Raw genomic sequence first — 9,949 nt, 5'->3', positions numbered from 1 at the left:
TAGCTTTTTAACTTTACAGGATAGCTTATGATTATTTGAAGTTCTGCGGCTTTGATATAGCTTCTGTGCTATCTCAGCATTATAGTCACTATTTATACTAGTGCGATTAAGTTCCTTTTTTATAGCTCTTTCACTATAGCCAATTTTATTGGCTATTTGAGATGTTTGGTATCCTAATTTAAGTAATTCTTCTATACAATATCTATTTGAAAGAGTTAAGTGCTTTGGCATTTTTTAGTTCCTTATCGTTTATTTTATTTTCGTCAAAACCTAATAAACTATATTTGGAACTCTCTTTCAACTATTTAAAACTTTCAGAATACAATCTAGCTAATAACTTTTCGGCACGCACTAAAAGTAGATAACTCAAATCAAACAAAGTCAAGTAATATATCTACAAACTTCTTACCATAAATTGTTCAAAGAAAACATATAGTCGTTTATAATACATACGTATTCAAAAGTTTAGTTGTCTGGGTTATTGGTGATTTAGTTACGATCTTGTACCGATACTACTTAGAATAGGGAGCTTGGTGTTTGAACTAGAGAGCAAGCTTTGATGCCGTGCATTCACAAAGAAGCCCAACGTTGGAACTATGGCACCCAAACTTGATACCATAGGGATCAAGAATATTGAACTAAAACGGTAATCTGGACAACTAATTATTTATAGTTTTAGTCATGAACAAAGAGCATATACGCCGAGAACTCTTAAATATTAGGAACAATCTAAATGATAAAGACGAACTATCATCTAAAATCAACTTTAAAGTCATAGATTATATTAAAAACAACTTCTCAGATCCCAAAATAGCCAGTTTTGTTTCTCTTAAAAATGAAGTTAATACATCCTTAATCAATAACCACTTCAGAAATATTTATTTACCTATAGTTCACTCTTTTATAAAACATAGTTTATGGTTCGCAAAAGATTCAAAAGAGTATTATTTGAATAAATATAGGATTAAAGAACCTAGATATTCAGCAACTGACATCATTTCTGCTTGGGAACTTGATATTATTATCGTGCCAATTGTTGGTTTCAATAAAGATAAATTCAGAATGGGCATGGGAGGAGGTTTCTATGACTATACTTTAAGCTTCAAAAAAAACTGTAATTCCCCTTTAACTATAGGCATAGCCTTTGATGAACAGCAAAATGATGATATCATCATAGATATATATGATATTAAGCTTGATTTAATTATTACACCTACGAGGATATTATAGAATATGGATAGTACTACTCTAGCTAATGAAATTAAAAACAAAATACTATCTGAACTTGATCCTCTAGCAACAATTAAAATAATAGATGAAACACACAAGCACGCAAAACACAGAGGATTTATAGAAGGTAAATACCACTATGTAGTCAATATTTCATCTAAAAAATTAAGTGATATGGCAAAGATTAAAGCACATAAAGAAATATTCAGATGTACACAATCACTTATGCCACAAATCCATGCTTTATCAATAAAAATCAAACCGGAGTAGAGCAATGTTTGATTTTATTATCCATTTTAATGAGTATATAAATTACTTCATAGATATTTTAGGTGTTTGGTTTTATATACTACTGTTTTTTATCATTTTTTGTGAAACTGGAATTGTTCTTGGAATATTTTTTCCCGGTGACTCCTTACTATTTACAATTGGTGTAACTGCTGCTGCAACAAGTATCAACATTCATTTAGCGGTTCTATCAATTTGTTTAGGAGCTATTATCGGAGACTCTTGCAATTATATTACTGGTAAATTTATTGGTGAGAAATTATTTAGCACACATGCTAGAATCCTCAAAAAAGCATATTTAATTAAAACCAAAGAATTTTTGGATAAATACGGTACAAAAGCAATAATTTTTTCACGCTTTATAGCCTTTGTTAGAACGATTACTCCATTTGTTGCTGGAGTTAGCAACATGAACTATGCCAAATTCGTTACATTAGGAGTCATATCAGCTATTATTTGGTCTTTTTCAATTACATATACAGTATATTTCTTTAGTGACAACTATTTTGTCAAACAATATCTGAGCTTAATTATTGCCATTATTGTAGCTGTAGTTGTGATTCAAATGGTTATAAAAGGGATTACAAATAAAATAAAAGTAAAAAGAACTTAACCTTTAGATATTATTTTTTTATAATCTAACGACAAAACATTCAAAATGAATAATTTATGGATACGATTTCAGCATTATTTCATATAACCCTACATCTAGATCAATTTATTAGCACATATATTAATATACTTGGTAATTGGACTTATTTATTACTTTTTTTAGTGATTTTTTGTGAAACTGGGCTTGTGGTAACACCCTTTTTACCTGGCGACTCTTTGCTTTTTGCACTAGGACTTACTGGAGCTGCGACTAGCTTAAATGTACATGTATTAGCTCCAATACTTGTAGCCGCAGCTGTGTGTGGTGACTCATGCAACTATTTCCTTGGCAGAATGGTCGGTAAACGGATTTTCAAAGATGATGCAAAAATCCTCAAAACAGCTCATCTACTTAAAGCACAAGAATTTTTTAATAAATATGGCGCCGCTGCAATCATATTAGCAAGATTCACACCACTTGTAAGAACATTTATGCCTTTCACAGCCGGTATGGCACGCATGAGATATCCTAAATTTGTATTAATGGGAATTCTTGGTGCTTTTATATGGGTGTACTCTATTGTCTACTTAGCATTCTTCTTTAGCAATAATGCTTTTGTTAAAAAATATTTCGGCCTATTTGTAATTTTAATTATTGTTGTATCTTTGATACCACCTACAATATCTTTCATCAAAGCATTTAAGAACAGGCTCTCTAACAAAATATAATTACAAAGACTATTTTTTACCCAAATTTAAATAATCTATTAAAAGTTTACGACTTCTTAGCTGCTTACCTGCTAAAGCATAATCAATATAGGCACGAGTAACTTTAGAAATGGCTTTTAGATCCTCATCAGTCCATGAGCTCACTGATTGATTGATTTTCAAGAGATTTTTCCCAGCAATACTATTTGGAATAGCTGATAATTTTTTTTTAAAACCCGTGGTAAGTATCGAATAATTTAAACTCTCATCAATAAGCATACCATCAATATCGCAATCGACATAAACCCCCTGCCCAAGACTATCTAGCAACTCAAGCTCAAACATTCTCAACAAATATTTATAATTAATTTCATTTATATTTTTTAGAATAAAACCATATTTCTCAAATAAAAACTCTTCTTCATGAGAGTAGCTCAGTAGCAGATATATCAACTCATTCATGTACTGCAATGATAATAGATTGATATATGTGTTTTGATAAAATGACTCAACAAACTCTACGTTATAGATTTTAGATAATCCATCTGATTTTTTAGCAAGACTAATTTGCCCTCTTAATTTAACCAAAGGCTGATATAGGTTTATCGTTTTTCTATTAACTCTTATTAATCCCGAAATCTTACCAAACTCTCGAGTGAATATACTCACAAGTAGAGAATTTTCTTTATATTTACACTGATGCAATATATAAAAATCATACAACTGCTGCATTTATTTTCTCAATAAGTTCGATTATTTGCGAAGCATTTCTATATTTAAACTCAGGCAGTTCAAATTCTTTCACAAGCTCTTGTAGTGATATTTTCTTAATATCAGCTTTATGTTGTAATTTATTTTGCAACCATTTTATCATTGCTAGCATATAAGCACCACCATAAACTCTAAATGAGATTTTTTTTTCAGAAATATACATCTCTATAACCGAAAAGTTATCAATCACACAATATTTGACTTGCTCTGGCAAAATAATAGCATCTTCAAAATTAACCTCTGCAAGAAGTTTCTTTACCAAATTATTATACATTTCCTTCTCCTTGTGGAGATATCGCTCTCAAAAGCTTAACTTTTTCTATTAGTCTTTTAGCTGCTAATACAACCTGCTCTCTTGAAGTATGTAAACCAAATGAAATTCTTATCGTAGACTCTGCCTGATCAGCGCTCAAACCAATAGCAACCAAAACATGAGATGGTTCAACAGCCTGAGAATTACACGCAGACCCCATAGACATACAAATCCCATCAAGCATTGCTAATAAAGTTTCACCTTTTACACCTACAAAAGTAATGCTTAAAATACCAGGATAGCTATTATCAAGTTTTGTATTTATCTTTATATCATAAATTTCTTTAATAATATCCAAAAAAGTATCTCGCAAATCCTTTATGTACTGCAGATTATTCTGTCTATTAGCAAACATCTCTTTTACAGCCTCAGCTAATGCAAATATCTGATAATTTGCTAATGTTCCTGCTCTTAGATTAAATTCCTGTGCTCCACCATGTACCTGTTTTTCTAGCTTAACTTTTGGCCTTTTAGATCTCACATATAAAAATCCCACACCTTTTGGAGCATAAATTTTATGTCCAGATACCGATAACAAATCGATATTCATATGATTTATATCAATATCAATCTTGCCATATCCTTGAGCAGCATCGACATGAAAAACTATACCACTCTGCTTAGTTAGCTTACCGATCTCACGAAGATTATTTAGAGTACCTAGCTCATTATTTACAGCCATTAGACTTATAAGAATAGTCTCTTGTTTAATAGCTTTTTTAAGTTGCTCTAAATCAATCTGTCCAAATCCATCTACATCCAAGTACGTAATTTCAAATCCCTTGGTTTCTAAAAAACCACAAACATCAAGTACTGCTTTATGTTCAACTTTTGATGTAATTATATGCTTACCTTTATTTTGATAAGCATAAGCTGCTCCTTTTATTGCAAGGTTACTTGACTCAGTAGCTCCTGATGTAAAAATAATCTCTCTAGGCAAAACAGACAACCTATCTGCTATAGATACCCTTGCTTGCTCAATTTTATCGCGAACTAATAAAGCCTGCTCATAAGTTGATGATCCAGAATTAAAAAAATTAGAGTCATCACTAATCGATTTTAGCATTGTTTTTTTGACATTTTGACTAAGTGGAGTAGTCGCTGCATAATCTAGATAAATAAGACCCATTAAAAATCAATAATTCTTTTAATTATTAGCTAATATTGATATTATATCAAATAATTGCGTACATAGTACTTTAACAAAATCGCGAACTAAATAGGCGCATGATTAAAGATGGTAAATTTGATCAGTTTCATATATGAAATAGTCTATAAAAGCGATTTATTAAAAAGACCAAAATAGGTCTGAACTTAACGAGCTAGCTCATTAAACAGCTAGTTATGAACATTATATTATTGAAGGAATTAACTAAAAAATGAAGAAAATACTAATAAATAGTAAAAGTAGTGAAGAAACAAGAATTGCTACTCTAGATAACGGAAAACTTATTGATTTAGATATTGAAAATGTTGATAGAGAGCAGAAAAAAGCTAATATTTATAAGGGCTATATTTCTAGAATTGAACCAAGTTTGAATGCAATATTTGTCAACTATGGTGAAGATAAAAATGGTTTTTTACCATTCAAGGAAGTTTCTGAGTATTATCTAAAAGACGTACCAAATGTTGAAAATATTGCACATCTTCTTTCAGAAGGTCAAGAGTTAATAGTACAGATTGACAAAGAAGAGCGTGGTGATAAAGGTGCAGCTTTAACTACATTTATCACACTTGCAGGCTCATACATGGTATTGCTACCAAACAACCCAGATGGTGGCGGTATTTCACGTCGTGTAGAGGGTGAGGATAGAGAAAAACTTAAGAAATATCTAAAAGATTTAAACATCCCTAAAAATATGAGTGTAATTGCAAGAACTGCTTGTGTAGAGTGCTCTTTTGAAGAGTTAAAACATGATTTCGACACTCTAGTTGAGTTATGGGATTCAATATTTAAAGCTTATCATAAAATCAAAAAGCCTGCCCTACTTCACAAAGAGAGTGACATAATTGTCAGAACAGTTAGAGATCATCTAAAAGAAGACGTCAAAGAAATTATTGTAGATTCTAAAGAATGCTATGAAGATGTTAAAAGACAACTTGGCTTACTTAGACAAAGTTTTGATATTAACAAAGTAAAATTATACAACGAAGAATTACCTATATTTGCACAGTTTGGTATCGATCAACAAATAGAAAATGCCTATAAGAGAGAAATTAGATTACCTTCTGGTGGTTCTATTGTAATTGACACAACAGAAGCCTTGGTTGCTATTGATGTTAACTCATCTCGTGCTAACAAAGCTGAAGATGTTGAAACTACTGCTTTCAAAACAAACTTAGAAGCTGCTGAAGAAGTTGCTCGCCAACTTAGAATCAGAGATCTTGGTGGTCTAGTTATCGTTGATTTTATTGACATGTCATTCTATCCAAATAGAAAACAAGTCGAAGAAAAATTAATGGAAGCACTGCAGCAAGATAAAGCACGCGTTCAAATGTCACGCATATCTAAACTTGGACTTGTTGAAATATCTAGACAACGCTTAAGCTCATCAATCAATGAAAGTGTAATGCAAAAGTGCCCTCGTTGTGACGGACATGGTTTCATAAAAACAACTCAAGCCACTGCACTTACTATTTTACGTAAAATTAGAGCAGAGGCTATCAAAGAAGATACTAATGAGATACGTGTTCAAGTCCCTGTTGATATAGCTGCATATATACTAAATGAGAAAAGAGATAGCATTGTCGAAATTGAAAGAATCTCTGAAGTTAAAGTCATGTTAATTCCTAACTTCAACATGGAATCTCCAAAGTTTCAAATGCAAAGAATTTGGGGTACAAGCTACAAATCAAATCGTACTAGCTCTGACTTAATAGAAGATGTATTTAACGTTGAAATCCCTAAAGCAGGAAAAAAGAAAATTGCTGCGGTTGAGCTAACCAAACCAACGTCTAACGATCAAAACTTAGATGCTAAAGAAGACAAGTCTCAAGAAAATAAGATCATTGATGCTAATACTACTCAAGACAATAAAAGAGAAAGTAATACGCAACAAGAATCAAAGAAGAAAGGTTTCTTTAGCAAATTATTAACTAAGCTTACAGATAGTACTGAAGCTATTGCTGTTGAGAATAAGGAACCTCAAAATAAACAATACAACAACAAAGATAAGGCTCAAAAACCTCAAAAGTATCAAGATAAAAGACCGCAAAAAGACATTAATCAGCGTGACGATCGCAACGATAATAAAAATAATAATAAAGGTCAAAAACCTCAAGTCCAAAAGTCTCAAGACAACAGACAAGAAAGAGACAATAACCAGCATAACGATCGTAAAAACAATGATAATAGGAATGATCGTAACAAAAATAAATTAAGTAGTGATAAGTTTGATAAAAAATCAAACAATCGCAGTAGTAGCAGAAGCAACAATCTAAATCTTAATAATGCTGAAGAGGTTGTTGATATTACTCAGCTTAAGTATCAGAATCAAACTGCTGAAAAAACTGACAATATCAAGAAAGTAATATCTAAAAATCCTGAAGAGTTTGTCTCTGTTATGGTTAAAGATGTTTTAGAAAACTATAATAGCTTAAAAGATGATGGTGCTACAAAAGTAGCTACTGAAGAAAAAGCAAAGACTAGTAAATATCTAAAATTTGATACTGTTTTAGTCGATAAAGAAATAACTCTTCTTAAAGAAGCTGCTAGACAAGCTGAAAAGGCTAAACAAGCTGAAAAAATCCAAAACACTGAAGTAGAGGATAGCAACAATATTCATGCAGAGATAAAAGAAACTATTGAAATAGTTGATGAAGTAGTTGTAAAAGAAGAGCAATCTAAAAAAGCTAAACTAGAAAAAGATGATAAAATATCTGAACAAAGTAGCGTAAAAAAAGAAAAGCCTAAAACTACCAAAAATAATAAAAAAGAAAAAACAGTTGAAAAAGCTAATAAACAAAATCAACCTGAGCCAGAATACATAAATTATTCTGCAGCTCTTGATTTTGAATCACAATCAATAATCTAAATAGCAAGGCTATATCTAATGTTACACTATCCTCAAATTGATCCAGTTGCTTTACATCTAGGTCCGATAAAAGTCCACTGGTATGGTTTAATGTACTTATTCGGTATTTTTGCTGGCTGGTATTTATTGAGATACAGAGCAAAAGTTAAATCATGGGCACCTATCAAACCTGAACAAGCAGGCGATTTAACATTTTATATTGCTTTAGGTGTTATATTGGGCGGTAGAATTGGCTATATAATCTTTTACAATCTACCCTACTATTTTCATAACCCTCTCCAAATGTTTTTCCTCTGGGATGGTGGTATGTCATTCCATGGAGGGTTTATAGGTGTATTAATAGCATTTGCACTATATGCACGCAAACTTGGAGTTAACTTCTTTGACCTTAGCGAATTTGTAGCTCCAGTTGTGCCTATAGGTCTAGGCGCTGGTAGGATTGGTAATTTCATAAACGGCGAGTTATGGGGGAAAGTTACAGATTCTCCAATAGGAATGATTTTTCCTACTGGTGGACCATTACCTAGATACCCTTCCCAACTATTTGAGTTCTTTTTAGAAGGTGTAGTACTATTTACAGTATTATGGCTAGTTAGTATCAAAAAAAGACCACGTTATTTAATATTAGGATTGTTTATGTTCTTGTATGGTAGTGCTAGATTTATCTGCGAGTTTTTCAGACAGCCAGACCCTCAATATGGTTATATATTCTTTAATTGGATGACTATGGGACAGATACTATCTATTCCTATGATCGTGTTAGGGGCAATAATTCTTATCATAGTGTTTATAAAAACAAGGAAGAATAAATGCGAGAATATCTAAACTTTCTAAAATATATCAAAGACAATGGAACTGAAAAAGGCGACAGAACAGGTACTGGTACAAGAAGTATTTTTGGCTACCAAATGCGCTTTGATTTACAACAAGGTTTCCCATTAGTAACTACAAAAAAAATTCATATCCCAAGTGTTGTTCATGAACTGTTATGGTTTTTAAGTGGCAGCACAAATGTAAAATATCTAAATGATAATAAAGTTAGAATTTGGAACGAATGGGCAACTGAAGAAGGTGAACTTGGACCGATATATGGTAAACAATGGCGTGACTTCAATGGCGAAGGTATAGATCAAATTGCTGAAGTAATTGAAATGCTAAAAACCAATCCAAATTCACGTAGAATTCTTGTCTCAGCATGGAATCCTTGTGTCGTACCTTCAGAAAAAATCTCTCCTCAAGAGAATGTCGCTAAAGGTAATTCTGCCCTACCACCTTGTCATGCAATGTTCCAGTTTTATGTTGCTGATAATAAGTTATCTTGTATGCTTACACAAAGAAGTGCTGACGCCTTTTTAGGAGTTCCATTTAATATTGCGAGCTACTCATTACTAACACACATGATTGCTCAGCAATGTGACCTTGATGTTAGTGAATTTATTTGGTCAGGTGGCGATTGTCATATTTATAACAATCATATAAAGCAAGTAAATGAGCAGCTTAGTAGAGAGCCTTTAGACTTACCAACGCTTAAAATTTCAAGAAAACCAAGTTCTATATTTGATTACAAATATGAAGACTTTGAATTTCAGAATTATAAACATCATCCAGCTATAAAAGCAAAAATTTCTGTATAAGGATATTATAAAAATGAATCAATTATCTCTTAACAAAAAGAAAATCCCTATTCTACTTTTAGAAGGTATTCATTTAAATGCTCTTGAATCATTTAAAGCTGCTAGATACGAAAATATTGAACTATTGAATACAGCACAGAAGGTCAAGAACTTATAGATAAGCTTAAAGATTTTAAAATCGTTGGCTTACGCTCACGCACACAGCTTACTAAAGAAGTACTAGAACAGTCTTCTCATTTGAGAGTTATACTCGAATCTAGTGTATGATGAAAATCTAATATAGAAATAAGCGGTGTATTCGCAGCAGAATGATAGAATTATTTTGCAAAATATAAACTCTTAACTGAGGAATACACACATGACAAAAAGTAACATAATAG

At 31.9% G+C, this 9,949-nt stretch carries 11 protein-coding genes, 1 other RNA gene and 1 pseudogene; 9 read left to right on the top strand and 4 right to left on the bottom strand.

Annotation, left to right across the window (positions count from 1 at the left end):
• Positions 1-231 (bottom strand): helix-turn-helix domain-containing protein (locus F8C69_RS06430; RefSeq protein ID WP_159183974.1); only part of this gene is annotated, 231 nt, incomplete at its 3' end.
• 236 nt (positions 232-467) lie between these two features.
• On the opposite strand from F8C69_RS06430, the gene ssrS reads away from it, so the two are divergent.
• From ssrS to F8C69_RS06405, 5 genes are all read left to right on the top strand, one after another.
• A non-coding RNA gene (gene ssrS, locus F8C69_RS06425) (6S RNA) lies at positions 468-662 on the top strand.
• A 19-nt stretch (positions 663-681) separates the two neighbouring features.
• Positions 682-1,230: a 5-formyltetrahydrofolate cyclo-ligase gene (locus tag F8C69_RS06420; protein WP_159184626.1), complete on the top strand. Its 549-nt coding sequence runs from the start codon at positions 682-684 to the stop codon at positions 1,228-1,230.
• Positions 1,231-1,233: 3 nt separating this feature from the next.
• Positions 1,234-1,500 (top strand): BolA family protein, encoded by a 267-nt coding sequence (locus F8C69_RS06415; protein WP_159184625.1) that lies wholly within the window; start codon positions 1,234-1,236, stop codon positions 1,498-1,500.
• Between the two features lie 4 nt (positions 1,501-1,504).
• Positions 1,505-2,131: a VTT domain-containing protein gene (locus F8C69_RS06410; RefSeq protein WP_159184624.1), complete on the top strand. Its 627-nt coding sequence runs from the start codon at positions 1,505-1,507 to the stop codon at positions 2,129-2,131.
• A 56-nt stretch (positions 2,132-2,187) separates the two neighbouring features.
• Positions 2,188-2,838 (top strand): VTT domain-containing protein, encoded by a 651-nt coding sequence (locus F8C69_RS06405; RefSeq protein ID WP_159184623.1) that lies wholly within the window; start codon positions 2,188-2,190, stop codon positions 2,836-2,838.
• Between the two features lie 9 nt (positions 2,839-2,847).
• Here the strand turns inward: F8C69_RS06405 and recO are convergent, their stop codons facing one another.
• From recO to F8C69_RS06390, 3 genes are read right to left on the bottom strand one after another with little or no spacing between them, the layout of a single operon-like run.
• Positions 2,848-3,549, bottom strand: a complete 702-nt coding sequence (gene recO, locus F8C69_RS06400; RefSeq protein ID WP_159184622.1) for a DNA repair protein RecO — start codon at positions 3,547-3,549, stop codon at positions 2,848-2,850.
• Positions 3,533-3,862: a hypothetical protein gene (locus F8C69_RS06395; RefSeq protein ID WP_159184621.1), complete on the bottom strand. Its 330-nt coding sequence runs from the start codon at positions 3,860-3,862 to the stop codon at positions 3,533-3,535. Before F8C69_RS06395 ends, recO begins: the two co-directional genes overlap by 17 nt.
• Entirely contained in the window at positions 3,855-5,030 is a 1,176-nt protein-coding gene (locus F8C69_RS06390; protein ID WP_159184620.1) for a cysteine desulfurase family protein, read from the bottom strand. Before F8C69_RS06390 ends, F8C69_RS06395 begins: the two co-directional genes overlap by 8 nt.
• Positions 5,031-5,280: 250 nt before the next feature.
• On the opposite strand from F8C69_RS06390, the gene F8C69_RS06385 reads away from it, so the two are divergent.
• The 4 genes and pseudogenes from F8C69_RS06385 to F8C69_RS06370 all read left to right on the top strand — a co-directional run.
• On the top strand, positions 5,281-7,935 hold the full coding sequence (locus tag F8C69_RS06385; RefSeq protein ID WP_159184619.1) for an Rne/Rng family ribonuclease: 2,655 nt from the start codon (positions 5,281-5,283) through the stop codon (positions 7,933-7,935).
• Between the two features lie 18 nt (positions 7,936-7,953).
• Entirely contained in the window at positions 7,954-8,760 is an 807-nt protein-coding gene (gene lgt / locus F8C69_RS06380) for a prolipoprotein diacylglyceryl transferase (protein ID WP_159184618.1), read from the top strand.
• Positions 8,745-9,569 (top strand): thymidylate synthase, encoded by an 825-nt coding sequence (locus F8C69_RS06375; protein WP_159184617.1) that lies wholly within the window; start codon positions 8,745-8,747, stop codon positions 9,567-9,569. Before lgt ends, F8C69_RS06375 begins: the two co-directional genes overlap by 16 nt.
• A gap of 13 nt (positions 9,570-9,582) precedes the next feature.
• Positions 9,583-9,818: pseudogene (locus tag F8C69_RS06370) on the top strand (phosphoglycerate dehydrogenase); the annotation flags it as partial.
• Between the last annotated feature and the right edge of the window lie 131 nt (positions 9,819-9,949).

Source organism: Francisella noatunensis subsp. noatunensis (assembly GCF_009823375.1).
GTDB lineage: Bacteria > Pseudomonadota > Gammaproteobacteria > Francisellales > Francisellaceae > Francisella > Francisella noatunensis.
Note: the sequence above shows the minus strand (reverse complement) of the source record. Positions and strands in the feature narration are given on the sequence as shown.

What these genes read in the sequence shown, in the direction of transcription:
- F8C69_RS06420 (WP_159184626.1), top strand. Translation starts at nt 682, where the DNA reads ATGAACAAAGAGCATATACGCCGAGAACTCTTAAATATTAGGAACAAT.
- F8C69_RS06415 (WP_159184625.1), top strand. Translation starts at nt 1,234, where the DNA reads ATGGATAGTACTACTCTAGCTAATGAAATTAAAAACAAAATACTATCT.
- F8C69_RS06410 (WP_159184624.1), top strand. Translation starts at nt 1,505, where the DNA reads ATGTTTGATTTTATTATCCATTTTAATGAGTATATAAATTACTTCATA.
- F8C69_RS06405 (WP_159184623.1), top strand. Translation starts at nt 2,188, where the DNA reads ATGGATACGATTTCAGCATTATTTCATATAACCCTACATCTAGATCAA.
- recO (WP_159184622.1), bottom strand. Translation starts at nt 3,549, where the DNA reads ATGCAGCAGTTGTATGATTTTTATATATTGCATCAGTGTAAATATAAA.
- F8C69_RS06395 (WP_159184621.1), bottom strand. Translation starts at nt 3,862, where the DNA reads ATGTATAATAATTTGGTAAAGAAACTTCTTGCAGAGGTTAATTTTGAA.
- F8C69_RS06390 (WP_159184620.1), bottom strand. Translation starts at nt 5,030, where the DNA reads ATGGGTCTTATTTATCTAGATTATGCAGCGACTACTCCACTTAGTCAA.
- F8C69_RS06385 (WP_159184619.1), top strand. Translation starts at nt 5,281, where the DNA reads ATGAAGAAAATACTAATAAATAGTAAAAGTAGTGAAGAAACAAGAATT.
- lgt (WP_159184618.1), top strand. Translation starts at nt 7,954, where the DNA reads ATGTTACACTATCCTCAAATTGATCCAGTTGCTTTACATCTAGGTCCG.
- F8C69_RS06375 (WP_159184617.1), top strand. Translation starts at nt 8,745, where the DNA reads ATGCGAGAATATCTAAACTTTCTAAAATATATCAAAGACAATGGAACT.